This is a genomic window from Kitasatospora sp. NPDC034035, assembly GCF_055575755.1.
In genome coordinates this window covers 16,797-43,162 of record NZ_JBVISA010000006.1, presented here as the reverse complement: position 1 = coordinate 43,162, position 26,366 = coordinate 16,797, and the positions used below count along the sequence as shown (strand labels likewise).

Here is a 26,366-nt window from a genome sequence, read left to right as displayed (position 1 = left end):
CCGTCTCAACCCGCACCCCCTCCCCCGGCGACCGGGTACCGTCGTGCGGTGTGAGCCAGTTGCGCATCGCCACCTTCAACCTGTTGCACGGTCAGCCGCTCGCCCCGGACGGCGCGCCGCGGCCCTATCCGGCCGACGCCGGCGAGCCGTTGGCCGCGGCGGTGGCCGCGCTGGACGCCGACGTCCTGGCGCTCCAGGAGGTGGACCGGCGCCAGGCGCGCTCCGGCGGCACCGACCAGGCGGCGGTGGCGGCCGCGGCGATGGGCGCGAAGGACTGGCGCTTCGCCGCCGCACTGCACGGCCGCCCGGCACCGGTGGCGGGCTGGCTGCCGGATCCGTCCGGGCCCGACGGCCTGCGGGTGTACGGGCCGGGCGAGGTCGGCGACGACGCCCCGCCCTCGTACGGGACGGCCCTGCTGACCCGGCTCCCGGTACGGCACTGGCGGGCCCGGCGCTTCGCCCCGGCGCCGTTCGGGCTGCCGCTGCGGGTGGCCGGGCGGCGCGGACTGACCCCGGTGCCGGACGAGCCGCGGGCCGCGCTGGCGGCGGTGCTGGAGGGCGACCGCGGGCCGTTCACCGTGGTCGCGGCGCACCTGTCCTTCGTGCCGGGCTGGAACATGGCGCAGCTGGCGGGCATCCGGCGGTGGATCGCCGACCTGCCGCAGCCCTACCTGGTGCTGGGCGACTTCAACCTGGTGGGCGCGGTGCCGCGCACGGTGCTCGGCGGGGCGACGGCGCTGGAGCGCACCGCGCCCAGGGCGCGGGTGCGGGAGCTGCGGGCGAGCCGGCGGGCCCGGCCGCTCCTGGCCGAGCCGCGCCGGCGGCGGGTGCGCGAGCCGCGGCCCCGCCTGCAGGGCTGGTACGACCTGGCGCGCACGCCGACGTACCCCTCGCACCGGCCGGCGGTGCAGTTCGACCACGTGCTGGCGATCGGCGTGCCGCGCACGGCGGTGGGCCCGGCCGCGGCGCCGCGCGCGGCGGTGTCGGACCACCGGCCACTGCTGGTCGAGGTGTCGCTCTAGGGCTTGTCAGACAAGCCCTGGGGTTCTCGCTCCAGCGTTCTCTGGGGCAACTGCCGCGTCAGGACCCCGGCCTGCTGCGGGACGTGGATGCCGGCCGTCGGGGCCGGGTCGTACTGCAGGAGCAGCATGGCCGCGTCGTCACCGAGCTGGCGTCCGACGTGCCGCACCACGTCCTCGTGCAGGCGCTGCAGGACGTCGGCGGGACGACCGTCGGCGCAGCGCGGGAACCGTTCGGCGAGCGGGTAGAAGGCGCCCGCGCGATCGCGGGCCTCGATCACCCCGTCGGTGAACAGCAGCACCCGGTCGTCGCCCTGCAGCGACACCCGGTGGACCGGCGGGCGGACGTCGGCCGGGTCGAGGACGCCCAGCGGCGGCACGGTCTCGGCGAGTTCGAGCGGGCGGACCTCGCCGCCGCGCAGCAGCAGCGGCGCGGGGTGCCCGCAGTTGACGATCTCGGCGGCGCCGTCGGGCCCGACGCCGATCAGCACCAGGGTGACGAACTCCTCCTCCACCCCCGGGTGGTCGTTCTCGTGCAGGGCGCGGTCGAGGCTGACGGCCAGCCAGCCGGCCACCCGGTCCAGCGCGGGCTCCTGGTGGGCGGCCTCGCGGAAGGCGCCGAGCACGGCGGCGGCCGTCTCGACCGCGCCGAGGCCCTTGCCGCGCACGTCGCCGACCACGGCCCGTACGCCGTGCCGGGTGTTGACCACCTCGTAGAGGTCGCCGCCGATGCGGGCGTGCGCGGCGGCGGCCTCGTAGTGGACGGCGGCCCGGACGGTGCCGACCCGCTCGGGGACGGGCCGCAGCAGGACCCGGCGGGCGATCGAGGCGACCAGCTGGGCGTCGGCCAGCGCCCGCTCCTGGCGCAGCCTCAGGGTGGCGCTGACCCAGCCGATCGTGGCGACGAGCAGGATGGCGATGACGCTGGCGGCGTGCACGGACGAGCCGAGCGTGTCGCTGCGGAAGGCCATCAGGAAGGCCGCCGCCTCGGCGCACAGGCCGATGACGAACGGGTACCAGGTGCGGCGGCTGACCACGGCGGCCAGCGCGGGCACGGCGGTGAGGGCGGGTTCGACCGTCACCCCGGTGCCGCTGAGGTAGTCGAGGACGACGATCAGCGCCATGCCGATGAACGGCAGCGCCAGCGCCGTCCTCGGCCAGGTGCCGGTCGTGTTCGGAGCGGGACCCGGGGTCGGCCCGGTGAACCGCTCTCTGATCCATCCGGTCGCGCTCAACTTCGGTTCTCCAGCAGAAGGCGCCGATGCCGGGGGCACCTGCGGTAATGACTGAGGGTTAGGGAATACGGGCCTCGCTGGCGGCCGGAGCACGGGGGTTGACCGGTTACCGACCCCACAATAGGCACGAAACGTGCACGACGCACAGGTTTCGGGCACTGGCGTGATGACTTGGATGCTCTGCGTGACTCATTAGTCACTGTTCCCGATCAGAAGCCGTTCCAACTCTTTTCGGTCGGGAAGTCCTGCCGGACGGACGATCCGCCCGCTGCGGACGTACAGGAACGAAGCCGTGACCTGCTCGGGATCGACGCCCATCTGCTCGGCCCAGGCCAGCCGGTAGACCGCGAGCTGCAGCGGGTCCGCGGTCTCCTCGCGATGGGTCTTCCAGTCCACCACTTCGTAGCGTGACACACCACCTGATTCTGACACCACGTCACCGTCACGGTAGACCGCGTCGATCCGGCCGCGCACCACCCGCCCCGCCAGCACCAGTTGGAACGGCGCCTCGACCCGGTAGGGCTTGCGCTGCGCGTACGGGGTGCGCAGGAACGCCTCCTTGAGCCGCTCCAGGTCCTGCTCGTCCTCGATGCCGTCGTCGTCCGCGCCGGGCAGCGCGCCGGGCTCGATCAGCAGCAGCGGCTCGATCCGGCCCTGCACCCAAGCGTGGAAGCGGGTGCCGCGCCGGGCGGCGGGCTGCGGGGGGCGCGGCATCGGGCGGGCCAGGTCGCGCGCGAAGCCGTCCGGGTCGGCGGCCAGGCGCAGCAGCTGGGTGGCGGACAGCGCGGCGGGCAGCGGCACCTCGCGCGCGGTGCGCCGGGAGCGCTCCAACTCGCCCAGCAGCGCGGTCAGATCGCGGTCCCAGGAGGCCAGCTGGCGCTGGTCCTCGGCGGCCATCGGCTCCGGTTCGGGGGCGGGCGCACCGGCCAGGCGGGCTCGCACCACCCCGGCGACCCGGCGGCGGGCGTGCTGCGCGGCCGGGTCCAGCGGCAGGGGCCAGGGCCGGTCGACGGAGGTGGTCAGCGCCGGGTTCTCGGCGCCCTTCTCCGGCTGCTCGGCCCAGTGCTCGACCTCGCCCGCGCCGGCCTGCTCGCAGTGCTCGCGCAGCTCCTCCAGGAAGGCGGACGGACCGCGGACGGTCTTCTGGCTCGGCCCCCACCAGTGCCCGGAGGCCAGCAGCAGCGAGCGGGGGCGGGTGAACGCGACGTAGCCGAGGCGCAGTTCCTCGGTGGCGGAGTGCTCGGCCAGCTCCTTCCTGAAGGCGGTCATCGTCTTGCTGTTCCACCCGCCGCGCACGTCGGGCAGGGTGGCCGCGTCGCCGCGCAGGGCGTGCGGAAGCACACGCTTGGCGCTGGTCCAGCGTTCGCGCGGGGTCGAGGAGGGGAACGCGCCCCGTACCAGGCCGGGGACGGCGACCACGTCCCACTCCAGGCCCTTGGACTTGTGCGCGGTGAGCACCTTCACGGTGTCCTCGCCGCCGGGCAGGCTGCTGTCCAGGCCGCGCTCGTACTCCTGAGCGGCGCGCAGGAAGCCGAGGAAGGCGGCGAGGCCCGGGTCGCCGTCGAGGTCGGCGAAGGAGGCGGCGACGTCCAGGAAGGCGTGCAGGGTCTCCCGCCGCCGGGCGGCCAGGGCCTGCGGGGAGGCGGCGAGCTCGACCTCCAGGCCGGTGACCGCCAGCACCCGGTGCAGCACGTCCATCAGCGGGTCGGCCAGCGAGCGGCGCAGCTCGCGCAGCTCCTGGGCGAGACGGGCGAAGCGCACCCGCGCCTCGGCGGAGAACGGCAGGTCGTCGGGCTTCCCCTCCTCGCCGAACGCGGAGTCCAGGAAGCTCTCCACCGCGTCGGCCAGCGACACCACCTCGGTCGGATCGGCCTCGGCGACGGCGGCGGCCAGCGCCTCGACGTCCTCGGGCCGGTCGGTGCGGACCAGCTCGGCGGCCCGGCGGCCGAGCAGCGCGAGGTCGCGCGGGCCGACCCGCCAGCGCGGGCCGACCAGGAGGCGCACCAGCGCGGCGTTCGCGGTCGGGTCCTGCAGCACCTCGCAGACCGCCACCAGGTCGGCCACCTCGGGCAGTTGCAGCAGCCCGCCGAGGCCGACCACCTCGACCGGCACGTCGCGGGCGACCAGCGCCGCGTGGATGTCCGGGAAGGCGGCGCCGCCCCGGCACAGCACGGCGATCCGGCCGGGCGCGGTGCCGGTGCGCACCAGGTGGGCGATCGAGTCGGCGAGCCAGTCGACCTCCTCGGCGTGGGTGGGCAGCAGCGCCGTCCGCACGAAGCCGTCCCGCTCGGCGCCGGGCGCCGGGCGCAGCGCCTCGACGCCCTCGTGCATCCCCCGCAGCGGCGCGGCGAGGGTGTTGGCGAAGGCGAGCAGGCGCCCGCCGCTGCGGCGGTTCTCGCTGAGCGCGTAGCGCTCGGCGGGGCGGCCGTCGGCCTTGGGGAAGTGCCGGGGGAACTCGTCGAGGTTGGCGACGGAGGCGCCGCGCCAGCCGTAGATCGCCTGGCAGGGGTCGCCGACGGCGGTCACCGGGTGGCCGCTGCCCGCACCCTCGGGGCCGGCCCCGAAGAGCCCGGCGAGCATCAGGCGCTGGGCGACCGAGGTGTCCTGGTACTCGTCCAGCAGCACGACCCGGAACTGGCCGCGCAGCAGCTCGCCGACCTCGGGGCGCTGCTGGGCGAGACGGGCGGCGGCGGCTATCTGGTCGCCGAAGTCCATCAGCCCGGCGGAGCGCTTGCGGCGCCGGTAGTCCTCGACCAGGCGCAGCAGCTCCAGCCGGGCCCGGGCGGTGGCCGGGACGGCCCGCAGGTCGTCGTTGGTCAGCTTGACAGTGGCGAGGGTGTCCAGCAGCTCCTCGTCGAAGTCGCGCAGGGCCTGTGGCTCGACGAGGTGCTCGGCGAGTTCGCCGTCCAGCGCGGTGAGGTCGGCGACCAGGTTGGCGAAGGTGCCGGTGAGCGCGGGGAACGGGCCGCGGGCGGTGCGCAGCACCTTGGCGGCGAGCTGGAAGCGGGTGGCGTCGGCGAGCAGCCGGACGTCCGGCTCGATGCCGATCCGCAGGCCGTGCTCCTTGAGGAGGCGGCCGGCGAAGGCGTGGTAGGTGGAGATCTCCGGGTCGCCGAGCGGTTCGCCGCCGTCCCGGTCCGCGACGCCGGCCCTCAGCAGGGCGGCGCGGACCCGTTCGGAGAGCTCGCCGGCGGCCTTGTTGGTGAAGGTGAGGCCGAGCACCTCCTCGGGCCGTACGGCGCCGGAGCCGACCAGCCAGACGACCCGGGCGGCCATCACCGTGGTCTTGCCGGAGCCGGCGCCGGCCACGATCACGGCCGGCTCCAGGGGCGCGCCGATGGCCGCCATCTGCTCCCGGTTGAACGGGATCCCCAGCAGCTCCTTGAGCTGGTCGGGATGGCTGAGCACGGCGGTCACCCCGCAACCGTAACCGGAGCGACGGACAAGCCTCGCCTCACCGGGTCCGCAGGGTCCGCAGGCCGCGCGGGCCCGCTACTCGACCAGCTGCGCCCCGTCCCGCTGGGCCGAGCAGCTGCGGCGGAAGGCGCAGCGGTCGCAGCCGCCGCCCGTCTGCGGGACGAAGCGCTCGGCGAGGACCTTCCCGGCGGCCTCGGCGAGCAGGCCCTCGATCCACGGCTCGCCCTCCGGAGGCTCCTGCCGCTGCACCTTGGGGGCGTCCCGGGAGGCCTTGGCGGCGGGCTCGCGCAGGTGGACCAGTTCGGCGCCGCCGGTGGCCGGGGGGTGTTCGGCGAAGCCGGGCAGCTCGTTGAGGGCGCCGGCCCGGACGGCGAGCTGGTAGACGGCGAGCTGCTTGTGCTCGGGCAGGGACTTGTCGGTGGGGATCTGCTTGCCGGTCTTGAAGTCGACCACGTAGGCGCGCCCGGCCGCGTCCTTCTCGACCCGGTCCATCGAGCCGCGGATGCGCACCGAGACGCCGCCGACGTCGAGGGTGACGTCGAAGCCGTGCTCGGTGGCGACCACGTCCCGGCCGCGTTCCAGGACGTGCCAGTTGAGGAAGCGCTCCAGGGCGGCCCGGGCCTCGCTCTTCTCCTGGTGGGACTTCCAGGGCGCGTCGAAGGCCAGCGCGTCCCAGACGGTGTCCAGGCGCTCCATGAGGACGGCGAGGTCGGCGGGGGTGCGGCCGGAGCCGACCTCGTCGGCGAGCGCGTGCACCACGTTGCCGAAGCCCTGGGCGGCCGAGCCGGCGGCACGCGCCTTGACCTCCTTGTCCAGGAACCACTGCAGCGAGCAGCTCTCCAGCTGCTCCAGGCCGCTGCCGGACAGCCGCACCGGCAGGTCGGCGCTGCGCAGCGGCTCGGGGGCGGCGGTCGGGTCGTCCAGGCCCCACCAGCGCTCGGGGTGGGCGGCGGGCACCAGCGGCAGCCCGTCCTCGTCGGTGGCGGCGGCGAGGGTGGCGAGCCGTTCGGCGGCGGCGCGGCGCAGCTCGGGCGTGCGGGCGGGGTCGACGGTGACCGCGCGCAGCTCGGCGACCAGGGCGGCGACGGACAGCGGGCGGCGCGGGCGGTGGGTGACGTCCTCGACGGTGACCGGCGGGGTGCGGCGCACCACCTTGCCGGTCCGCGGGTCGACGTCCTCGCGGTAGAGCTCGCGCAGGAAGCGGGAGGGTTCGTCCCCGTCGTCGGCGGGAGCCTTGACGGCGGTGACGATCAGCCGCTCCTTGGCGCGGGTCGCCGCGACGTAGAAGAGGCGGCGCTCCTCGCCGAGCAGGGCGGCCGGGGAGAGCGGTTCGGCGAGGCCGTCGCGGCCGATCCGGTCGGCCTCCAGCAGGGAGCCGCGGCGGCGCAGGTCGGGCCAGAGGCCGTCCTGGACGCCGGCGACGACGACCAGGCGCCACTCCAGGCCCTTGGAGCGGTGGGCGGTCATCAGCCGGACGGCTTCGGGGCGCACGGCCCGGACGGTGAGGGTGTCGGCGGCGATGTCCTGGGCGTCGAGTTCGGCGAGCAGGTCGAGGGCGCTTCGGTGGCCGGTGACCTGTTCCTCGGCGCGGGCGGCGGTCTCGAACAGGGCGCACAGCGCGTCCAGGTCGCGGTCGGCGTTGCGGCCGCCGGCGCCGCCGCGCAGGGCGGCCCGTTCCAGGCGCTCGCGCCAGCGGCGGCTGCCGTCCCACAGCTCCCAGAGCGCCTCCTCGGCGGTGCAGCCGCCGGCCAGCAGCTCGCGGACCTTGCGCAGCAGGGTGCCGAGGTCGCGGGCGCGGCGGGCGTACGCGGGGTCGAGGGCGACCAGCCGCTCGGGTTCGGCGAGGGCCTCGCGGATCAGTTCGCCGGCCGGGCGCAGGGCGGCGGTGGGGCGGCCGTCGGCGCGCAGCGCGGCGCGTTCCTCCTCGCGCAGGGCGCGGCCCAGGCGGCGCAGGTCGGAGCCGTCGAGGCCGCCGAGCGGGCCGGTGAGCAGGGCGTGCGCCAGGTCGGTGGTGAGCGGGTCGGGAGTGTCGGCGGCCTCGCCCCCGGACTCGGCGTCGGCATCGGCGTCGCTGTCGGTGTCGGCATGGGTGTCGGCGTGCCGGTCGCGGGCCGCCTGCCACGCCGCCTGCTGGGCGCAGACCCGCAGGGCGAGCAGCAGCTGGGCGACGGCGGGCTCCTCGCGCAGCGGCAGGTCGTCGCCGTCGATCTCCAGCGGGACGCCGGCCGCGCCGAGCGCCCGCCGCACGCCCGGTATGGAGCGGGCACCGGCCCGGACCAGCACGGCCATCTCGCCCCAGGGCACGCCGTCTTCCAGGTGGGCGCGACGCAGCAGGTCGGCGATCGAGTCGAGCTCGGCGCCGGGGGTCGGGTAGGTGTAGACCTCGGCCCGGCCGCCCTCGCGGGAGGGCAGCAGGGCGCGGTGCTGGGCGAGCTTGTCGGCGGGCAGCCGGCCCATCGGCATCCGCCGGGCGATCTCCCGGGAGGCGGCGAGCAGGAGGGCCCCGGAGCGGCGGGAGACCCTCAGCACCCTGACCTCGGCGGGTTCGCCGTCGGCGCGGCGGAAGGTCTGCGGGAAGTCGAGGATGCCGTTGATGTCGGCGCCGCGGAAGGCGTAGATCGACTGGTCGGGGTCGCCGACCGCGACCAGGTCGCGGCCGCCGCCGGCGAGCCGGCGCAGCAGCCGGACCTGGGAGGGGTCGGTGTCCTGGTACTCGTCGACGAAGACGACGTCGTAGCGCCGGCGCAGCTCCTCCTCGACCTCGGGGCGCTCGGCGAGCAGGACGGCGCGGTGGACGAGTTCGGCGTAGTCCAGGACGCCGCGCAGGTCGAGCACGTCGAGGTAGTCGGCGAGGAAGTGCGCGGCGGCGGCCCAGTCGGGGCGCTGGACGCCCTGGGCGAAGCGCTCCAGCTCGGCCTCGCCGAGGCCGAGCTCGCGGCTGCGGGCGAGGACGGCGCGGACCTCGTCGGCGAAGCCGCGGGTGGTCAGGCAGGCCCGCAGGTCCAGCGGCCAGGCGATCCGGGAGCCCGCGGCCGAGCCGCCGGTCGACTCCGTGCGGCGGGCGTCCTCGGCGCCGCCGGCCAGCAGTTCGCGGACCATGACGTCCTGCTCGGGGCCGGAGAGCAGCCGCAGCGGCTCGGCGTAGTCCTGCGGGTCCTGGTGGGCGCGCAGCAGGGCGTAGCAGAAGGAGTGGAAGGTGGTGGCCTGCGGGGCGGCGGCGGAGCTGCCGAGCCGGCCGGACATCCGGTCGCGCAGCTCCATCGCGGCCTTGCGGCTGAAGGTGAGGACGAGGATCCGCTCGGGGTCGGTGCCGTCCGCGATCCGCCGGGCGACCGCCTCGACCAGGGTGGTGGTCTTGCCGGTGCCGGGCCCGGCCAGCACCAGCAGCGGCCCGTCGGCGTGCTCGACCACGGCGCGCTGGTAGGCGTCCAGCACGGGCGGGTCGGGCTGGACGAGCGGGCTGCGCACGAGCCGGTAGGGGGAAGTCACGGAGTGGTCCTGGGGTCGAGCAGGGCATGGCAGGGCGGGCCCGCCGGGGCCCGCCCGCATCGAGCCTACGATCCTCCCCCGTCAATCCCGTCCGTGCGGGGAGTTCGGGGAAATCTCCCGGCCGTCCCAGCGGGCCCGCCGGAGGTCGACCCGGGGCGGGTCGGCGAGCTCGCGCAGCGGGGTGCCCTCCTCGCCGTAGTGGGTGAGGGCGCGCTGCTCGTGCCCGGGCAGGAAGCGGCCGTCCGCGCGGATCACCCGCCACCAGGGCACCGAGCCGCCGTACAGGGCCATCACCCGGCCGACCTGCCTCGGCCCGCCCTGGCCGAGGTACTCGGCGACGTCGCCGTAGGTCATCACCCTGCCGGGTGGAATCCGCTCGGTCAGGTCGAGCACCAGTTCGGCGAAGGGCGGTAGGGCGTCCGGAAGGCCGTCGTCTGTTACGTCCGTCACCTGCGGCATTCTTCCTTACAGGGGCGCACCCCCGGTCCCGGGCGAACGGGACGCCGCGCCCGATCCGCCCCCTGTCCAGCACGGGGGGTCGGGGCATGCCACCATCTTCGGGGCGGTGAGTGGTGATACGAGGACAAGACCAGATGACCGGGACGGCTGACGTGGGCGTGGACAAGGACTCCGACGAGTCCGCTGCCGCCGTGCCCCCGGCGCCCGGCGGCGGGACCGAAGGCCGGCCCGAACCGGGGCCGACGCCGGAAGTCTCCCTGATCAAGGACCCGACGATCAAGACCCCCGCGCCCGCGAAGGCCCCCGAGCAGCGCGAACCGCCCGAGCAGCGCCAACCCGAAGAGCACGAACAGCCCGAGCAGCCCTGGCAGCCCGAGCAGCCGGCGCAGCCCGACGACCAGGACCCGCCGGAGGACGCCCCCCACCTGGACGTCGACGAGCCGCTGCTCGCCGCCCGCGCGCACCGCCCGTCCGACCTGATCCGCTTCCTGGTCGGCGTCTTCGGGATAGTCGCCGTCTTCGTGCTGGCCGGCATCGCCACCTCGACCACCACCGGCATCGAGCAGGACATCGCCACCAACGCGCCGCACTTCTCCGCGGTGCTCTCCACCATCACCGGCCTGATCTCCAGCGTCGCGGTGCTCGCCGTGCCGCTGGCCTTCGCCGTCGAGCGGCTGATCAAACGCGACGGCCTGCGGGTCGCCGACGGCGTGCTGGCCTCGGTGCTCGCGTACGGCGTCTCGCTCGGCATCGACTGGTGGGTGGCCGAGGGCGCCTCCGAGCACATCCGCGACGCGCTGACCCGGCTGCCGATGGACAGCAACGGCACCCTCACCGACCCGGTGCACGGCTACCTCGCCCCGGTGATCGCCTACATGACCGCCGTCGGCATGTCGAGCAGACCACGCTGGCGGGTCGCCCTCTGGGTGGTGGTCGTCTTCAGCGGCGTCACCGAGCTCCTCGGCGGCTACACCACCCCGCTGTCGCTGATGCTCACCGTGCTGATCGGCTGGTCCGTCGCCTACGGCACGCTGTACGCGATCGGCTCCCCGAACATCCGGCCCACCGGTCAGCACATGATGATCGGCCTGCGCAAGGTCGGCTTCACCCCGGACGGCGCCCTCCGCGCCCCCGACGCCCCCGGCGGCACCCGCCGCTACTACGTCACCCAGCAGGGCGGCCCGCCCCTGGACGTCCACATCATCGACCGCGAGCAGCAGGCCTCCGGCTTCTTCTACCGGGCCTGGCGGCGGCTGCGGCTGCGCTCGGTCGCGGTGCGCCGCAGCCCGCAGTCGCTGCGCCAGGCGCTGGAGCAGGAGGCCCTGATCGCGTACGCGGCGGCCGCCTCGGGCGCCCGCGCGCCGCAGCTGGTCGCCACCTCCGAGCTCGGCCCGGACGCCGCGATCCTGGTGTACGAGAACATCGAGGGCCGCATCCTCGACGAGCTGGCCGACGACGAGGTCACCGACCCGGTGATGGCCTCGATCTGGCAGTCGGTGGCCGCCCTGCACGAGCGCCGGATCGCCCACCGCCGGCTGACCGGCGAGTCCCTGCTGGTGGTGGACGAGCGGACCGCCTGCCTGGTCAACCTCTCCGGCGGCGACATCGCCGCCACCGACCTGACCCTGCGCATCGACGTCGCCCAGCTGCTCACCACCTTCGCGCTGCGGATCGGCCCGGAGCGGGCCGTCGCCACCGCCAACGCGGTGCTCGGCGCCGAGCGGGTCGCCCAGGCGCTTCCGCTGCTCCAACCCGTCGGGATGAGCCGCTCCACCAGGGTCGACCTCGCGAAGCTCAGCAAGGAGCGCAAAGCCACCGCCCGGGCCAAGGCGCTGGAGCAGGTCGCGGCCGGCGAGCGCACCCAGGAGCAGGCCGAGGAGGACATCGCGGTCGCCGGCGAGGACCTGCTGAGCCGCATCCGCGGCCAGATCCTGCAGATCGCCCCCGAGGCGCCGATGGAGCCGGCCAAGCTGGAACGGCTGAAGCCGAAGAGCCTGATCATGGTGATCGCGCTCACCTTCGCCGCCTACCTGGCCCTGACCACCATCAAGCCGGCCCAGCTCAAGCTCTCCCAGATGAACTGGGCCTGGGCCGCGGCCGCCCTGGTCGCGGCCGCCTTCAGCTACGTCGCCGCCGCGATGAGCCTGACCGGCTTCGTCCCCGAGCGGCTGCCGTTCCGGCGCACCGTCGCCGCCCAGCTGGCCGGCTCCTTCGTCAAGCTGGTCGCCCCCGCCGCGATCGGCGGCATCGCGCTCAACACCCGTTACCTGCAGAAGGCCGGCATCCGCCCCGGCCAGGCGGTGGCCTCGGTCGGCGCCTCCCAGCTGGCGGGCCTGGCCGGGCACCTGCTGCTGCTGTTCAGCTTCGGCCTGATCACCGGCAGCCAGACCAACGGCGACCTCTCCGCCTCCCGCGCGGTGATCATCGGCGTGCTGACCGCCGCCGTGCTCGCCCTGGTGGTGGCCGCCGTCGCGCCGCTGCGCCGGTTCGTGCTGGGCCGGCTGCGCTCGCTGTTCTTCGGTGTGGTGCCGCGGATGCTCGACCTGATGCAGACGCCGAGCAAGCTGGTCACCGGCTTCGGCGGCATCCTGCTGCTGACCCTCTCCTTCACCGCCTGCCTGGACTTCTCGGTGCAGGCCTTCGGCGGCGACATCAGCTTCTCGGCGGTCGCGGTGGTCTTCCTGACCGCCAACGCGGCCGGCTCGGCGATCCCCACCCCGGGCGGCATCGGCCCGGTCGAGGTCGCCCTGATCGGCGCCCTGACCGTCGCGGACGTATCCCCCTCGGTCGCCACCCCGGCGGTCTTCCTCTACCGGGCGCTCACGTTCTGGCTGCCGGTCCTGCCGGGCTGGATCGCCTACAACGTGCTGCAGCGCAGGAGCGCGCTCTGAGCCGTCCCCGGCATACGACGGAGGGCCTCGCCGATCGGCGAGGCCCTCCGTCGTCAGCGCGCGCCGGTCGACACGCGCCGGTCGACACGCTCTAGTAGACCGGCTTGTGCGGCTCGATCTGGTTCACCCAGCCGAGCACGCCGCCGCCCAGGTGGACGGCGTTGGCGAAGCCCGCGGCCTTCACCACGGCCAGCACCTCGGCCGAGCGCACGCCCGACTTGCAGTGCAGCACGATCTTCCGGTCCTGCGGCAGCTTCTCCAGCGCGTCGCCCATCAGGAACTCGTTCTTCGGGATCAGCACCGCACCGGGGATGTTGACGATCTCGTACTCACCGGGCTCACGGACGTCGATGAGGTAGATGTCCTCCTTGTCGTCCTGCCACTGCTTCAGCTGGTGCGAGGTGACGGTCGAACCGGCGGCGGCGGCCTGCGCCTCCTCCGACACGACGCCGCAGAAGGCCTCGTAGTCGATCAGCTCGGTGACCGTCGGGTTCTCACCGCAGACCGCGCAGTTCGGGTCCTTGCGGACCTTCACCTGGCGGTAGTTCATCTCGAGGGCGTCGTAGATCATCAGCCGGCCGAGCAGCGGCTCGCCGATGCCGGCCAGCAGCTTGATCGCCTCGTTGACCTGGATCGAGCCGATGGACGCGCACAGCACGCCCAGCACGCCGCCCTCGGCGCAGGAGGGGACCATGCCCGGCGGCGGGGCCTCCGGGTACAGGCAGCGGTAGCAGGGGCCGTGCTCGGCCCAGAAGACGCTGGCCTGGCCGTCGAAGCGGTAGATCGAGCCCCACACGTACGGCTTGCCGAGCAGCACCGCGGCGTCGTTCACCAGGTAGCGGGTGGCGAAGTTGTCGGTGCCGTCCACGATCAGGTCGTAGCCGGAGAAGATCTCCATGACGTTGGAGTTGTCGAGGCGCTCCTCGTGCAGCACCACGTCGACGTAGGGGTTGATCTCCTTGACCGAGTCGCGCGCCGACTCCGCCTTGGAGCGCCCGACGTCCGACTGGCCGTGGATGACCTGCCGCTGCAGGTTCGACTCGTCCACCACGTCGAACTCGACGATCCCCAGCGTGCCGACACCGGCCGCGGCCAGGTACAGCAGCGCGGGCGAGCCGAGGCCGCCGGCGCCGACGCACAGCACCTTGGCGTTCTTCAGCCGCTTCTGCCCGGCCATGCCCACGTCGGGGATGATCAGGTGGCGGGAGTACCGGCGGACCTCATCGACGGTGAGCTCGTCGGCCGGCTCGACCAGGGGTGGCAACGACACGGGGACTCCGATGGATGTCTGTTCGGGTGGCCAGGGCCAGCCGCGGTGTGGGGTTGTTGCTCCGCCACTCGGGTGGCTCCTAGGCCAACAGTGTCATGCCCGACCGGTATTCCGAGACAGCCCGTCCGATGGGCGAGACGGGCGGCGCCGGATCGTGGGACCGGCCGCCCGGGCCCCCGCAGGCGCCCCGAGCCCGCGTTTCACGGGCCCGGGACACCTGCGGAGCACGCTCAGACCCGACAGGCCGTCTCCAGCCAGACGTCCCCCAGCGACTCCTCCAGCGGCACCTGAGTCCGCCATCCGAGACGGTCCCTGGCGGTGCGCACGTCCGCCTGCCGCCACGGCACCGGCTCGCCCGACACCGCCCGGCCCTCCGGCCGCTGGCCCTCCACCCGGTGCCCCGGGAGATGGTGCCCGGCCGGGTGGTGCTGGCCGGGCAGGTGGTCGCCGCCCGACCCGACGGCCTGCGCGGGCAGCAGGACCTGCCGGTTCTCCTCGACGATCGCCCCCTCGAAGCCCGAGGCCCGGACCAGCAGCTGGGCCGCGTCCCGGGCCCGGACCGCGTGCCCGCTGCCGATGTTGATCACCCCGGTGGCGGCCGACACCGCGGCCGACCGGATGGCCCGCGCGACGTCCCGGACGTCCACGAAATCCCGGTATCCGGACAGGTCCGGCATCCGCACCTGGTTCTCGTCCCGCTCCAGCGCCCGCCGCAGGCCCTCGGCCAGCCGCCCGAACAGCGAGGCGGTCGGCGCCCCCGGCCCCACCACGTCGAACACCCGCAGCACCGCCGCGTCCAGCCCGGAGGCCAGCACCAGCTCCGTCCCGGCCAGCTTGGACACCCCGTACGGGCCGACCGGCCGCGGCTCGGCCTGCTCGGCGACCGGCACTCCGCCGGGCACCGGCCCGTACTCGGCGGCCGAGCCGACGTGCACCAGCCGGGCCGGCTCCCGGCTGCGCCGGATCGCCTCGCAGACCGTCGCGACGGCCAGCGTGTTCGACCGGATCAGGGTGCGCGAACTGCCGTAGGTGGCGCCCGCGCAGTTGATCACCACTTGCGGCGCGACCGCGTCCAGGAAGCGGGCCAGCGCACCCGGGCTCCCGGTGGTCAGGTCGAAGCGGATGTCGGCCGAGTCGCGCCGGCCGAGCACCGTCACCTGCAACTCCTGGTCCATCAGCAGACGGTCGGTGACCCGGCGGCCGATGAAGCCGTCGGCGCCCAGCAGCAGCACCCTCATCGGGGGTGTCCTTCCACGAAGCGAGGTCGAGGACGACCTGGCGGACTGAAATCAACGAACGGACGAAACACGGATCGGCGATCGGCGAACGAGATCGGGGATCGGCGATCCCCGGGCGGATCAGCGGTGCGAGCCGGCCCGGCCGAGCACCACCCCGGCGTACGCCAGCAGCGCCGCCGCGACGGCACCGCCGCCGAGCAGGAGGGCCCACGGCAGGGAGCGGCCCAGCGCGAGCAGCCCGAGCGTCGCGGCGGCCCCGGCCGAGGTCCCCACCGCGGCGGCCGTCGGCCGGCCGCAACGCGCCAGCAGCGCGGACAGCACCAGCAGCAGGCCCAGCACGCCCTGCGCCGCCCACGGCACCGGGCCGGCCCGCCCGGCCGCCAGGTGCAGCAGCCCGCCACGGCCCGGTCCCGGGTGCGACGCGAGGACGGCCGGCACGGCCAGTGCGACGAAGGTCAGCGCCGAGAGCACCACCAGGTGCAGGGCGACCGCGACCGGCAGCACCGGCCGCATCCGGGACCGGAACTCGGCCAGGGTGCCCGCCACGCCGAGGTGGCCGCGGCCGACCTGCCGGTACCAGCGGGCCGCCCACTCCGCCGACCCGGCCGACACCGCCGCCGCCAGCACCAGCGCGGCGGCCGTCGGCCGGTCCCCGCCCGGTGCGGCCAGCGGGAGCAGCAGCAGCGCGGCCAGCCCCAGCCCGTACCCGAGCGCGGCCGGGCGCCGGCCGGAGCCGGTGGGCCGCCGCGGCAGCGGAGCCGGCCCGAGGGCGTCGGCCGGGCACAGCGGCAGGGCGAGCGGCGGGCCGGGCTCGTCCCGCGGCGGCGCGGTCAGCACGGGCAGCAGTACCAGCGGTACGGCGGCGGGCAGCAGCACCGGCCAGCGGGCGCCGAACGCGGCCACCCCCGCGCAGGGCAGCGCGGCCAGCGCGGCGGCGGTCAGCGCCGCCCGGGCGTCGGCGCCGCGCCGCCGTCGCGGCCGGGCCGGGCCGGGATCCGGCGGGCGGCGGGGCACCCGGGCGTACAGCTCCTCGGCGAGCGAGAACAGGTCGGCGTGCCGACAGCGGGCGGCGGCGTCCGGACCGAGCCCGGCCTCCTCCAGCCCGGCGGCGATCTCCAGCGGGTCGACGGCGCGCTCGCACAGCTCCCGGTGCTCCGCCATCACCTCGCGCACCGGGTCCGCGCTGCCGCCGAGCGCCGCGCGGCCGGACATCAGACGGCCTCCGCGAGCACGGCCGACTCCGGGGCGGCTTCCCGGGCGGTGGCCTGCCGGGCGCCGGGCTCCCGGGCGCCGGAGTCCTCGTCCCCGGGAGCGCCTCCCCGGCCGTCCGCGAGCCAGTACTCGGCGGGGCGGGCGAACGGGCGCGGCGCCGGGCCGCCCTCGCCGCCGCCCCCGCCGCCGGGGAAGGCCGGGTACTGCGAGACCAGCTCCAGGTAGATCTCCCGGAACGCGCCGGTCACCGGCTCGACGGCGAAGCGTTCCTGCGCCCGCAGCCGCCCGGCCAGCCCCAGCCGGGCCCGCCGCTCCTCGTCGCGCAGCAGCGCCAGGCAGGCGCCGGCCAGGGCGCGCGGGTCGCGGGCGGGCACCAGCAGCCCGGTCGGCCCGACCACCTCACGGGCCACCCCGACATCGGTGGACACCACCGCCCGGCCGCTGAGCATGGCGTCCACGAGCAGCCGGGGGCCGCGCTGGGACAGCGCCGAGAAGACGAGCACCGTGCCGGCCGCCCAGGCGTCGGCGAGCGTCCCGGGCCGCCCCGCGAAGTCCACCGCCGGGGCCACCCCCAGCCGCTCGGCCAGCGCCGCGCAGTGCGCCCGGTAGCCGGGCGCCGCCTCCTCGCCGTACAGCACCAGCCGGGCGCCGGACAGCTCGGCGCGGACCCGGGCGAAGGCGTGCAGCGCCAGTTCCGGGTCCCGGCCGGGATCCAGCGTGCCCGCCCACACCAGGGTCGGCGCGGTCGGCTCCGGCCCGGCGGCCGGGCGGTCCACGGCCGGCGTCCCCTCGTACACCACCCGGGTGCGCGCCGGGTCGGCCCCGCAGTGGTGCTGCCAGTGCTGGTCGTGGGCGCTGCCGGGGGTCAGCACGGCCGCCTGCCGGTAGGTCTCCTCGGCGAGCGCGCGGGAGAAGGACAGCAGCAGTGCCCGCACCGGCCGGAGGTACGGCGCCTCGTAGCCGAGGTACTGCTCGCGCAGGTGCAGGCCGTGCTCGGTGACCACGAACGGCACCCCGTGCAGGTGCCGGGCCACCAGGGCGGGCAGCGCGGCGAGCCCACCGCCGACCACGTGGCACAGGTCGGCCGCGCCGAGGCCGCCGGGGCCGGTGCCGTACCAGGGCGCGGACAGCGGCCGCAGGCACTGCTCCAGCAGGTCGGCCGCGACCAGCACGTCGCGCACCAGCGGCTGCCCGGCCGAGGTGTCCGCGCCGGGCAGCCGCCAGGTCCGCTCCAGGATCCGGCGGGCGTGCCCGGAGGCCAGGAAGGCGGGCAGCGCGCCATCCTCCCGGGCCAGTGCCGCCAGCCGGTACAGCCCGGACCCGAAGCCGGGCCGCTCCCCCGGCAGGACCAGCGCCCGCAGCAGCTCCTCGTACGCCCCGGCGTACCGGCGTCTGCGCAGCGCGCCCGGCGCCCGCCCGCCCGGCCCGCGCCCCCACAGCGCCAGGTCGCGGACGCCGCGCCAGGCGGGCGACAGCCGCCCGAGGGCGCCCGGCTCCTCCGGCCCGGTCAGCAGGTACAGCTCGAACTCGTGCTCCGGCAGGCCCTCGGCCAGCCGGTCGCACCAGCCTCCGGCGCCACGCTGGGGATTCTGACGGGCACCCTCGGTGAGCAGGGCAACGCGCACGGGAGACCTCCAGGACAGTGCGGATTCGAGGGCGGATCACGGACGGATCGACGGACGGCCGAGCGGCCCGAACGGTGGCCGGGGGCGCCCCCGCGCGGCAGCGGGGACGGCCGGGGACGGGAGTCGGCCGGCCGGACCGGCGCCGCGGCGCCCCGTGCGGCGGTCCGAGGGCCCGGTCGCGGCCGTGCCGCGTTCCGTTCCCCCGGGCCCCGCCCGCTCCGACGGTCGGGCCCGACCCGCCGGGCCCCCCCGGCCTAGGCCGCCCTCCGGTTTCTCCGGCGGCCGCGACTCCCCCACACCTGTTCGGTCCGACAGCAGAAAGGTAGGACCGGCCCCGGGCAATCCATCGGTCACATGCCTGGCTGCCACCTGAACGAGTGAAACGCCGTGACCTCGGCCCGAACCGGGCCGTTACCGGGCGGTATGCGCGCCCGCCCGTGATATCCGCGCCCGGCGGGCTCGGCCCGCTCAGCGCGCGGCGTGCGCGATCAGCTCCCGTACGGCGCGGGCGACCTCGTCGGGGTGCTCCATCATCGCCACGTGACCCGACTCCGGCAGTACCAGCAGCCGGGCGTCCGCGAAGGCCGCGCAGGCGCGGCGGGCCGAACGGTAGGCGACCAGCTTGTCGCGCAGCCCGTACACCAGCAGCACCGGCGCCGCGACCTGCTCGACCTGCCGCCACAGCGCCTGGTCGCCGCGCTCGGTGTACGCCGAGACGATGCCGCGGGCCGAGCCGATCAGCGCCCGCATCGCGTGCGGCACCTCCAGCCGTCGGCGGTACTCGGCGACCGCCTCGGCCCGGGCGGCCGGGGTCAGGCTGCCGGGGTCGCCGTAGACCAGTCGCAGCAGGTCCTCGGTGGCGGCCTCGGCGTCGCGCCCGTTCGCGGCCAGCCGGCTCAGCAGCGCGGGCACCCCGGGGACCGCGAGCAGGCCGGTCGGCCAGGCGGAGCGCTGCGGGGGCAGCTCGGGCAGGGCGGGCGAGACCAGGGTGAGGCTGCGCACCAGGTCGGGGCGGAGCGCGGCGAGGCGGACGGCGACCGCGCCGCCGAGGGAGTTGCCGAACAGGTGGACCGGGCCGCGGTCGGCGGCCTCCAGGTAGCCGATCACCGCGCGGACGTGGCCGGAGACGGTGAGGTTGCCGTCGGTGGGCGGGTGGGAGCGGCCGAAGCCGGGCAGGTCCACGGCCTCGCCGTCGACCAGGCCGGCGAGCCGGTCCATCAGGGCCGTCCAGTTGGCGGCCGAGCCGCCGAGCCCGTGCACGAAGAGGCCGGGCGCGCGCCCGTCGGCGGCGCCGTCGGCGGCGGCGCGGTGCACCGCGAGCACCGCACCGGGGACCTCGACCGTACGTACCTGCTGCTCAGCGCTGCTCATGCTGGACGATGGTAGTGAGACCGGGCCGAGGATCCCGGGGTGGTCCGGCCGTTCCATTCCCTCGTCACACCACTGCCGAGGCCGAGGTCAGCGCCGTATTGTGGGCTCCTGACAACCAGACCGACCAGCTTTTCTCGCCTTCGCCGAACGCGGGCGCGGTTACCGAAAAGTAGAATCGGCCATCTTGCCAGCCCCGAACAGACCGAAGTGAGGAGCGCCGTGACGGCCATCCAGGAGGCGCAGGAGCGCCCGCGCGGTGCCCGCCTGCCGCGAAGCGCCCGCCGTGAACAACTGCTCGGTGCCGCCCAGGAGGTGTTCGTCGCGCACGGCTACCACTCGGCCGCCATGGACGACATCGCCGACCGCGCCGGGGTGAGCAAGCCGGTGCTCTACCAGCACTTCCCCGGGAAGCTCGAGCTCTACCTGGCACTGCTGGACAAGCACTGCGACGCCCTGGTCGAGTCCACCCGCGAGGCACTGTCGACGACCAACGACAACAAGCAGCGCGTCGCCAACACCATGGAGGCGTACTTCAACTACGTCTCCAGCGAGTCGGGTGCCTTCCGGCTGGTCTTCGAGTCGGACCTGACCAACGAACCGGCCGTGCGCGAGCGGGTCGAGCGGGCCTCCGAGGCGAGCGCGACGCTGGTCAGCAAGGTGATCCAGGAGGACACCGACCTGCCCGAGGCGGAGTCCAAGCTGCTCGCCGCCGGGGTCTGCGGCCTGGCCCAGATCACCGCCCGGTACTGGCTCTCGCAGGGCCTGGAGATCCCGCGCGACGAGGCGGTGCGGCTGGTCGCCAGCCTGTCCTGGCGCGGCCTGAAGGGCTTCCCGATGCACCCGGGCGAGCAGCCCGGCGAAGGTGCCCACCAGGGGTGATCCGCCGACCTTCGCCTGGGCGGTGATCGCGTGCTCTATGGTGAAGCCGTACGGCGCGGCCGCCGCGAACGCCTGTTCCAGGCGGTCAGGTGCCCGCGCGTGGAGGCTGCAACCCCGGAGGGACGGAAGCCGTGGAGGTCAAGATCGGCGTGCAGAACGCGCCTCGTGAGATCGTGATCGAGAGCTCGCAGACTGCCGATGAGGTCCAGAGCGCGGTCGCGAAGGCGCTGGAGGGCCCGGAGAAGCTCCTGGCGCTGACCGACGAGCACGGCCGCCGCGTCATCGTCCCGGCCGAGCGCCTGGCGTACGTGGAGATCGGCGAGCAGGCCGTCCGCAAGGTCGGCTTCGGCACCCTCTGAGGCGCCCGCCCGAGCAGTTGTTCCGGTGCCCCGTTCCCACCAGGGAACGGGGCACCGCTGCGTGTACGGCCGGGTGGGGCGGGGTACGGCGACAGGAGCGGCGCCGGTGCCGCACGCCCGTCCCCCGGGAGGCAGTCTTGCTGGTCGAGTCGATCGCCTTCGCCCTCGTCGGCCTGGTCACGGGCGGCGCCGCGCTGCTGGCCCTGCCCTCGTACTTCCGGGCCTCCCGCGCGCTGACGCTCGGCACCGCACTGGCGGCGGCGCTGGTCGGCGGCGTGGTGGCGCACTTCTGCCTGGACGGGCGCTACCCGGCGGTGTCGGTGGCGGCCTCGGCCCTGGCCTCCGGCGTGCTCACCTCGCTGCTGGCCCGGCCGGACCTGGCGGCCGGGCGGGCCCCGGCGCACCGGCACCACCCGCACCGGGCCGGCACCCACCGCGCGCCGCGGCGGCACCGGCCGGCGTAGGGCGTGACGGCGGTCGGTCAGCTGGCCAGGCCCAGGGCGGCCATCCGCTTGGTGTGCGCCTCGGTGATCCGGTTGAACATCTTGCCGACCTCGACCAGGTCGAAGCCCTGCACCCGGACGCCGCCGACCAGCAGGTTCGACAGCGCGTCACGCTCGGCGACCACCCGCTGGGCCTGGCTGAGCGCCTCGCCCATCAGCCGCCGGCCCCACAGCGCGAGCCGGCCGCCGGCCCGCGGGTCGGCCTCGATCGCCTCGCGCACCTTGTCGACGGCGAACTGGGCGTGGCCGGTGTCGGACATGACGCCGAGCACCAGGTCACGGGTGTCGTCGTCCAGCCGGACGGCCACCTCGCGGTAGAAGTCGGTCGCGATGGCGTCGCCGACGTAGGCCTTGACCAGGCCCTCCAGCCAGTCCGAAGGCGCCGTCATCCGGTGGAACAGCTCCAGCGGCTCGACGAACGGCCGCATCGCCTCCTGCGGGTCGGCGCCGATCTCGGCGAGCCGGTCGTGCAGGCGCTGGTAGTGCTGGAACTCGGCGGAAGCCATCCGGGCCAGGGCCGCCTTGTCGGCGAGGTCCGGCGCCAGCTTGGCGTCCTCGGCGAGCCGCTCGAAGGCGCTCAGCTCGCCGTACGCGAGCGCGCCGAGCAGATCCAGCACCGCCGCCCGGTAGCCGGGGTCGGCCGAGCACGCGGCCCAGTCGCCGATCGAGCCGGCCGTGGTGTCCTGCGTCTCACCATGGGTCTCCATGACCTGCCACCTTAGTCCCGTGCGCGAGTCCCGCGCGCGCGGCTGCCCACCGCCCTCCACACCCGGGTGACCGGCCGGATCGCCTGCTCACGCGCCGGTCGCCGGGGGCAATGTCACCCGCGTCACGTGTTCGAGTCGTCGCCTGACTGTATGGTGGTACGGAGCCCCGTCGTGTTCGCACGGTGTCACCGCCGTCTCGGTACCCGCGCAAGCCCGCTTCGAAGCGGCACCGTCCAGCCGGACGTGTCCGCACCGGAAGTACGGGGACTCACGTACGCGGATGCCCGGTCGGAGAGCCGATCGGCTCCGACCATGGCTTGGACTTCAAGCCTTGGCACCGCATCAGTGGCCGAGCGAGGGCCGCCGAGACCACGCCCCCTGGCGAAGGTCCCGCGCAGGTCCCTCACGGGAATCCTCCCCGACGCCGCCGGCGACGCGCCCCGTATCAGGGCAGCGCGCACCGGCCGGCCGCAGGGACCGGCGCGGTTGTGCGTCCGCTCAGCTGTACTCGGGGCCGCTCAGGCCCGTACACAGCCGCGCGGCTGCCCGCCCGCCGCTCGCTCTCGGCCCCTCCACACGGAAGAGGCAGCACCCTGTCCACCACCGCTGAACCCATCAAGACGACCTTCCGCGACCTGGGAATCCTCCCGGAGACCGCTGAGGCACTCGAGGCCGTCGGCATCGTCCACCCGTTCCCGATCCAGGAGATGACCCTCCCGGTCGCGATGACCGGCCACGATGTCATCGGCCAGGCCAAGACCGGCACCGGCAAGACCCTCGGCTTCGGCCTCCCGCTCATCGAGCGGGTCGTCGTGCGCGCCGACGTGGACGCCGGCCGGGCCACCGAGGAGCAGCTCACCGACTTCCCGCAGGCGCTGATCGTCGTCCCGACCCGCGAGCTCTGCACCCAGGTCACCAACGACCTGCAGACCGCCGGCAAGGTGCGCAACGTGCGCGTGCTCGCCGTCTACGGCGGCCGGGCCTACGAGCCGCAGGTCGAGGCGCTCACCAAGGGCGTCGACATCGTGGTCGGCACCCCGGGCCGACTGCTCGACCTGGCCGGGCAGAAGAAGATGAACCTGTCCAAGGTCCGCTCGCTGGTCCTGGACGAGGCCGACGAGATGCTCGACCTCGGCTTCCTGCCGGACGTCGAGAAGATCATCAACATGCTGCCGGCCAAGCGGCAGACCCTGCTGTTCTCGGCCACCATGCCGGGCCAGGTCATCAGCCTCGCCCGCCGGTACATGAGCCAGCCGACCCACATCCGGGCCACCGCCCCGGACGACACCGGCACCACCGTCGCCAACACCGAGCAGCACATCTTCCGTGCGCACTCGCTGGACAAGGTCGAGATGGTCTCGCGCATCCTGCAGGCCGACGGCCGCGGGCTGGCGATGATCTTCTGCCGCACCAAGCGCACCGCCGCCGACGTCTCCGACCAGCTGACCCAGCGCGGCTTCGCGGCCGGCGCGGTCCACGGCGACCTCGGCCAGGGCGCCCGCGAGCAGGCCCTGCGGGCCTTCCGCAACGGCAAGGTGGACGTGCTGGTCTGCACCGACGTCGCCGCCCGCGGCATCGACGTCGAGGGCGTCACGCACGTCATCAACTACCAGTGCCCCGAGGACGAGAAGACCTACCTGCACCGGATCGGCCGCACCGGCCGGGCCGGCGCCTCCGGCACCGCCGTCACCCTGGTCGACTGGGACGACATCCCGCGCTGGCAGCTGATCAACAAGGCGCTGGACCTGTCGTTCAACGACCCGGAGGAGACCTACTCCACCTCGCCGCACCTGTTCGAGCTGCTGAAGATCGCGCCGGGCACCAAGGGTGTCCTGCCGCGCTCGGAGCGGACCCGGGCGGGGCTCAACGCGGAGGAGGTCGAGGACCTCGGCGAGACCGGTGGACGCGGCAGCCGTTCCGGCCGTTCCGGCCGCGGTCGCGACGGGCAGGGCGGCTCGGGCCGTCCGGCCGCCGCCCCGGCCGAGACCGAGGAGCAGAAGCCGCGCCGCACCCGTGAGCGCCGCCGCACCCGCGGGGGCTCGACGGTCGGCTCCGAGGGCAACGCCACCGCCGCCGTGACCGAGGCCGCCACGGCGGCTCCGGCCCCGGCCGTCGAGGGCGCCGAGGGCGAGGCCGCGCCGCGCCGTCGCCGCCGCCGCTCGCGCGGTGCCGGCGCCGGCGAGGCCGTGGTCGCGGTCGAGGCGGCTCCGGTCGTCGAGGCCCCCGCGGTCGAGGCCCCGGTGGCCGCGGCTCCGGTGGTCGAGGCCGCTCCGGCCGTCGAGGCTCCGGCGGAGGAGAAGCCCGCCGCCCGGACCCGCACCCGGACGCGCAAGCCGAAGGCGGAGGCCGTCGAGGCCGTCGTCGAGGCGGCCGTCACCGAGGCCCCGGCCGAGGCGCCGGTGGCGGAGAAGCCCGCCACCCGCACGCGCACCCGCAAGCCGAAGGCCGAGGCCGTCGAGGCGGCCGCCGCCGAGGCGCCGGTGGCGGAGAAGCCCGCCACCCGGACCCGGACGCGCAAGCCGAAGGCGGAGGCCGTCGAGGTCGCCGTCGAGGCGGTCGCCACCGAGGCCCCGGCCGAGGAGAAGCCGGCCCCCCGTACGCGGACCCGCGCCCGCAAGGCCGCGGCCACCGCCGAGACCGCCCCGGAGGCCCCGGCCGCCGAGGCCGCCGCCGAGGTCCCGGCCCCGCGCAAGCGCACCCGCGCCCGCAAGGCCGCCGCGACCGTCGAGGCGACCCCGGAGAGCTGACCCGCAGCGCATCCCCCGAGGGGGCGAGCCAGGCCACCCGGCCCGGCCCGCCCCCTCGGGCGTTCCCGGCGCCTGCCCCGCCTGGCCGCACCCGGATCCCCCCAGGGGCACCCCCACCGCCCGACATCCGCCCCCGGTCCCCCGCGCCGTGTCGGCGCAGCGGTGGGCGACGGGCGGCTGCGTGTACGGCCTAAGCTCGGGGTCGTCCGGGGAGTCGCCGCCAGGAGAGCAGGGAGACCACGCCATGAGCACGCCGCCGTTTCTGAGGTTGCCCGGATGTGCGCGGGCCGAGCGGGTGGTGACCGGGCGTGGGGAGTTCGCGGCGTTGCGGGCGGAGCCGGACGGGGCGGTGCGGGGTTCGGCACTGCTGGTGCCGGGGTTCACGGGCAGCAAGGAGGACTTCATCGGGCTGCTCGAGCCGCTGGCGGCGGCCGGGTACCGGGTGACCGCCGTGGACCAGCGCGGGCAGTACGAGACCGGCGGCCCGGACGACCCGGAGGCGTACGCCGTCGGCGAGTTGGGCGCGGACGTACGGGCGCTCACCGAGGTGCTGGCGGCGGACGGCGGGCCGCTGCACCTGCTGGGGCATTCCTTCGGCGGCCAGGTGGTGCGCGAGGCGGTGCTCGCCGCCGCCGCGCACGGCGCGCTGCCATGGCGGTCGCTGACCCTGATGTCCACCGGGCCGGGCGCGATCGACCCGGCCGAGGCGGCCCGCACCAAGCTGCTGCTGGACGCGCTGCAGGTGATGGGCCTGGAGGAGATCTGGCAGGTCATGCGGCAGATGGAGGCGGACAGCGGTCAGCCGCTGCCGAGCCGGGATCCGGCTGTCGCGGAGTTCCTGCACCGCCGCTGGGTGGCCAATGTGCCGCGGGCGCTGTCCGTCACCGGCGGCCATCTGGTCGCCGCGCCGGACCGGGTGGACGAGCTGGCCGCCGCCACCGCCGGGCTACCGGTGCTGGTGCTGTCCGGGGTGCAGGACTACGCCTGGCCGGTTCCGGAGCAGAGCCGGATGGCCGAGCGCCTGGGTGCCCGACGGGTGGTGGTCGCGGACGCGGGCCACTCCCCCAACGCCGAGCAGCCGGCCGCGACCGCCGAGGCACTGACCGCGTTCTGGGCCTGACCGGCGCCCGTTCCCGACCTGACCGGCGCCCGTTCCGGGCCTGACCGCCCTCGTCAAGCCGCACCCTTCCGGAAGTGGTCTCTACCACTTCCGGAGCTTCGACCGGCTTCGATGCAGGACAAAATTCGTTAGTTACGGTAATCTTTGATTCTGTCCGGGAATCATCGTCGGCCTCGACGCCGAAGCACATCACCTGAAACCTGGACTTTACGGACGGGCAACGGCCCGGTAGCACGGCCACGACACCGTGGTTCACGAGGCACTGGACGCACCAGGCAAGCAGGGGGAGCCCTTGCCGCAGCAGACCGCCGCACGTACGACGCGCCCGGTCCGGCCGCTTCGCCGGACCCGCCGAATCCCGAAAGGGCTGATACCCACTCAGCCGCGAGCGCCCCGCCCGACGGGGCAAAGAAAGGAGACGCCCATGACGAAGACCATGCGCTTCGAGATCGTCCGACTGGACGACGCCAACGGCTCCGCCACCGACCGTCTGATCGCCGACGCCGCCACCGTGCGCGAGCATGTGGAGGCCGCCGCCCTTACCGGCGAACGCCTGCTCATCCGGCCGTGCCCGACCGTCTGACCCCGCGCGGCGACTCCCACCGGGAGCCCTCACCCGCCGCAGACGAGCCGGGAGCGTCCGATCCGGACGTTCCGATACCCGACTGACGCCCCGTCACCGCGATCGCCGATGACGGGGCGTCAGTGCGTCCGGGTCCGGACGCCGGACGTTTGCCGCCGCCCGTGACGGGACATGCCCCAACGGGAACCGTCCGCGCCGCGCCCACCCAACGGCGGCCGGGCGTCTGCTACCGACAGGTGCCG

General features: G+C 75.2%; 19 protein-coding genes. 9 read left to right on the top strand and 10 right to left on the bottom strand.

From position 1 onward, the window contains the following. Positions 1–50: 50 nt before the first annotated feature. Positions 51–1,022, top strand: coding sequence for an endonuclease/exonuclease/phosphatase family protein (locus ACZ52J_RS10510; protein WP_465617480.1), 972 nt, complete (start codon positions 51–53; stop codon positions 1,020–1,022). Here ACZ52J_RS10510 and ACZ52J_RS10505 read toward each other — a convergent pair. Beyond that, entirely contained in the window at positions 1,019–2,143 is a 1,125-nt protein-coding gene (locus tag ACZ52J_RS10505) for a PP2C family protein-serine/threonine phosphatase (RefSeq protein ID WP_465617478.1), read from the bottom strand. The two genes, ACZ52J_RS10510 and ACZ52J_RS10505, sit on opposite strands and share 4 nt — an antisense overlap. On the opposite strand from ACZ52J_RS10505, the gene ACZ52J_RS10500 reads away from it, so the two are divergent. Beyond that, the gene (locus ACZ52J_RS10500) at positions 2,142–2,309 is read left to right on the top strand and encodes a hypothetical protein (protein WP_465617476.1); all 168 of its coding nucleotides are present in this window, start codon (positions 2,142–2,144) and stop codon (positions 2,307–2,309) included. The two genes, ACZ52J_RS10505 and ACZ52J_RS10500, sit on opposite strands and share 2 nt — an antisense overlap. 137 nt (positions 2,310–2,446) lie before the next feature. Here ACZ52J_RS10500 and ACZ52J_RS10495 read toward each other — a convergent pair whose 3' ends face one another. From ACZ52J_RS10495 to ACZ52J_RS10485, 3 genes are all read right to left on the bottom strand, one after another. Beyond that, positions 2,447–5,671 (bottom strand): UvrD-helicase domain-containing protein, encoded by a 3,225-nt coding sequence (locus ACZ52J_RS10495; protein ID WP_465617474.1) that lies wholly within the window; start codon positions 5,669–5,671, stop codon positions 2,447–2,449. Between the two features lie 75 nt (positions 5,672–5,746). Beyond that, positions 5,747–9,220 (bottom strand): ATP-dependent helicase, encoded by a 3,474-nt coding sequence (locus ACZ52J_RS10490; RefSeq protein ID WP_465617472.1) that lies wholly within the window; start codon positions 9,218–9,220, stop codon positions 5,747–5,749. Between the two features lie 21 nt (positions 9,221–9,241). Further along, positions 9,242–9,619 carry an MGMT family protein gene (locus tag ACZ52J_RS10485; RefSeq protein WP_396287766.1) on the bottom strand — a complete coding sequence of 126 codons (378 nt, stop codon included), beginning with the start codon at positions 9,617–9,619 and terminating at the stop codon, positions 9,242–9,244. 134 nt (positions 9,620–9,753) lie between these two features. Here ACZ52J_RS10485 and ACZ52J_RS10480 point away from each other — a divergent pair, with 134 nt between their 5' ends. Beyond that, positions 9,754–12,510 carry a flippase-like domain-containing protein gene (locus tag ACZ52J_RS10480; RefSeq protein WP_465617470.1) on the top strand — a complete coding sequence of 919 codons (2,757 nt, stop codon included), beginning with the start codon at positions 9,754–9,756 and terminating at the stop codon, positions 12,508–12,510. Positions 12,511–12,601: 91 nt separating this feature from the next. Here the strand turns inward: ACZ52J_RS10480 and moeZ are convergent, their stop codons facing one another. The 5 genes from moeZ to ACZ52J_RS10455 form a co-directional block, all read right to left on the bottom strand. After that, the gene (gene moeZ, locus ACZ52J_RS10475; protein WP_360500020.1) at positions 12,602–13,780 is read right to left on the bottom strand and encodes an adenylyltransferase/sulfurtransferase MoeZ; all 1,179 of its coding nucleotides are present in this window, start codon (positions 13,778–13,780) and stop codon (positions 12,602–12,604) included. A 230-nt stretch (positions 13,781–14,010) separates the two neighbouring features. After that, entirely contained in the window at positions 14,011–15,018 is a 1,008-nt protein-coding gene (locus ACZ52J_RS10470; RefSeq protein WP_465617468.1) for an NAD-dependent epimerase/dehydratase family protein, read from the bottom strand. 120 nt (positions 15,019–15,138) lie between these two features. Beyond that, a complete protein-coding gene (locus ACZ52J_RS10465; protein WP_465617466.1) occupies positions 15,139–16,230 on the bottom strand; it encodes a hypothetical protein in 1,092 nt (363 codons plus the stop codon). Continuing rightward, positions 16,230–17,855, bottom strand: coding sequence for a DUF3492 domain-containing protein (locus ACZ52J_RS10460; RefSeq protein ID WP_465617464.1), 1,626 nt, complete (start codon positions 17,853–17,855; stop codon positions 16,230–16,232). Before ACZ52J_RS10460 ends, ACZ52J_RS10465 begins: the two co-directional genes overlap by 1 nt. A 468-nt stretch (positions 17,856–18,323) precedes the next feature. Continuing rightward, on the bottom strand, positions 18,324–19,226 hold the full coding sequence (locus ACZ52J_RS10455) for an alpha/beta fold hydrolase (RefSeq protein ID WP_465617462.1): 903 nt from the start codon (positions 19,224–19,226) through the stop codon (positions 18,324–18,326). Positions 19,227–19,445: 219 nt separating this feature from the next. On the opposite strand from ACZ52J_RS10455, the gene ACZ52J_RS10450 reads away from it, so the two are divergent. From ACZ52J_RS10450 to ACZ52J_RS10440, 3 genes are all read left to right on the top strand, one after another. Beyond that, on the top strand, positions 19,446–20,105 hold the full coding sequence (locus ACZ52J_RS10450; protein ID WP_360500006.1) for a TetR/AcrR family transcriptional regulator: 660 nt from the start codon (positions 19,446–19,448) through the stop codon (positions 20,103–20,105). Between the two features lie 131 nt (positions 20,106–20,236). Further along, on the top strand, positions 20,237–20,464 hold the full coding sequence (locus ACZ52J_RS10445) for a DUF3107 domain-containing protein (RefSeq protein WP_360500003.1): 228 nt from the start codon (positions 20,237–20,239) through the stop codon (positions 20,462–20,464). A gap of 137 nt (positions 20,465–20,601) precedes the next feature. Next, entirely contained in the window at positions 20,602–20,928 is a 327-nt protein-coding gene (locus ACZ52J_RS10440; protein WP_465617459.1) for a hypothetical protein, read from the top strand. A 17-nt stretch (positions 20,929–20,945) separates the two neighbouring features. Here the strand turns inward: ACZ52J_RS10440 and ACZ52J_RS10435 are convergent, their stop codons facing one another. After that, entirely contained in the window at positions 20,946–21,674 is a 729-nt protein-coding gene (locus tag ACZ52J_RS10435; RefSeq protein WP_360499997.1) for a ferritin-like fold-containing protein, read from the bottom strand. Positions 21,675–22,381: 707 nt separating this feature from the next. Between ACZ52J_RS10435 and ACZ52J_RS10430 the strand changes: the two genes are divergently transcribed. The 3 genes from ACZ52J_RS10430 (at position 22,382) to ACZ52J_RS10420 (ending at position 26,124) form a co-directional block, all read left to right on the top strand. Continuing rightward, positions 22,382–24,421 carry a DEAD/DEAH box helicase gene (locus tag ACZ52J_RS10430; protein ID WP_465617457.1) on the top strand — a complete coding sequence of 680 codons (2,040 nt, stop codon included), beginning with the start codon at positions 22,382–22,384 and terminating at the stop codon, positions 24,419–24,421. Positions 24,422–24,665: 244 nt separating this feature from the next. Beyond that, positions 24,666–25,541: an alpha/beta fold hydrolase gene (locus ACZ52J_RS10425; RefSeq protein ID WP_465617455.1), complete on the top strand. Its 876-nt coding sequence runs from the start codon at positions 24,666–24,668 to the stop codon at positions 25,539–25,541. 424 nt (positions 25,542–25,965) lie between these two features. Continuing rightward, a complete protein-coding gene (locus ACZ52J_RS10420) occupies positions 25,966–26,124 on the top strand; it encodes a hypothetical protein (protein WP_360500108.1) in 159 nt (52 codons plus the stop codon). The last annotated feature ends 242 nt before the right edge of the window (positions 26,125–26,366 follow it).

What these genes read in the sequence shown, in the direction of transcription:
- ACZ52J_RS10465 (WP_465617466.1), bottom strand. Translation starts at nt 16,230, where the DNA reads ATGTCCGGCCGCGCGGCGCTCGGCGGCAGCGCGGACCCGGTGCGCGAG.
- ACZ52J_RS10425 (WP_465617455.1), top strand. Translation starts at nt 24,666, where the DNA reads ATGAGCACGCCGCCGTTTCTGAGGTTGCCCGGATGTGCGCGGGCCGAG.
- ACZ52J_RS10430 (WP_465617457.1), top strand. Translation starts at nt 22,382, where the DNA reads ATGACCCTCCCGGTCGCGATGACCGGCCACGATGTCATCGGCCAGGCC.
- ACZ52J_RS10500 (WP_465617476.1), top strand. Translation starts at nt 2,142, where the DNA reads ATGCCGATGAACGGCAGCGCCAGCGCCGTCCTCGGCCAGGTGCCGGTC.
- ACZ52J_RS10470 (WP_465617468.1), bottom strand. Translation starts at nt 15,018, where the DNA reads ATGAGGGTGCTGCTGCTGGGCGCCGACGGCTTCATCGGCCGCCGGGTC.
- ACZ52J_RS10485 (WP_396287766.1), bottom strand. Translation starts at nt 9,619, where the DNA reads ATGCCGCAGGTGACGGACGTAACAGACGACGGCCTTCCGGACGCCCTA.
- ACZ52J_RS10455 (WP_465617462.1), bottom strand. Translation starts at nt 19,226, where the DNA reads ATGAGCAGCGCTGAGCAGCAGGTACGTACGGTCGAGGTCCCCGGTGCG.
- ACZ52J_RS10480 (WP_465617470.1), top strand. Translation starts at nt 9,754, where the DNA reads ATGACCGGGACGGCTGACGTGGGCGTGGACAAGGACTCCGACGAGTCC.
- ACZ52J_RS10505 (WP_465617478.1), bottom strand. Translation starts at nt 2,143, where the DNA reads ATGGCGCTGATCGTCGTCCTCGACTACCTCAGCGGCACCGGGGTGACG.
- ACZ52J_RS10490 (WP_465617472.1), bottom strand. Translation starts at nt 9,220, where the DNA reads ATGCGGGCGGGCCCCGGCGGGCCCGCCCTGCCATGCCCTGCTCGACCC.
- ACZ52J_RS10435 (WP_360499997.1), bottom strand. Translation starts at nt 21,674, where the DNA reads ATGGAGACCCATGGTGAGACGCAGGACACCACGGCCGGCTCGATCGGC.
- ACZ52J_RS10420 (WP_360500108.1), top strand. Translation starts at nt 25,966, where the DNA reads ATGACGAAGACCATGCGCTTCGAGATCGTCCGACTGGACGACGCCAAC.